General features: G+C 68.9%; 1 pseudogene. It reads right to left on the reverse strand.

Features of this window, described 5'->3' with window-relative positions:
- Positions 1-534 (reverse strand): annotated as a pseudogene (locus tag DQ241_RS20290) (transketolase); the annotation flags it as partial.

Here is a 534-nt window from a genome sequence, read left to right on the forward strand (position 1 = left end):
AGATGTGTATAAGAGACAGGTTCGCGGCCTCGGCCAGGACGTAGGCGCCGCGGGCGGCACCCGCGGCCGAGGCGAAGGTGTCACCGGATGCCTCGCCCTCACCGCGCGCGAACACCGGGATGTTCTGCCGCGTGAGCGCGAGTCCGGCCGGACCGGCGTGACGACGGAGCAGTTCCAGCCACACGACCGCGGTCTCGTTGGCGTCGGCCGGACGCACGAGGGTGAAGTTCGGGATGGCGCGCAGGGCGGCGAGCTGCTCGATCGGCTGGTGCGTGGGGCCGTCCTCGCCGAGGGCGACCGAGTCGTGCGTCCACACGAACAGCGAGGGGATGTTCATGAGGGCGGCCAGGCGCACCGGCGGACGCATGTAGTCGCTGAAGATGAGGAACGTCCCGCCGAAGGCACGCGTCGGACCGTGCAGCACGATGCCGTTGAGGATCGAGCCCATGGCGTGCTCGCGGATGCCGAAGTGCAGTACGCGCCCGTACGGGTCGCCCGACCACTCGTGGGTCGACCTGTCTCTTATACACATCT

Source organism: Blastococcus sp. TF02A-30 (assembly GCF_003319185.1).
In the GTDB taxonomy this organism is placed as follows: Bacteria; Actinomycetota; Actinomycetes; order Mycobacteriales; family Geodermatophilaceae; genus Blastococcus.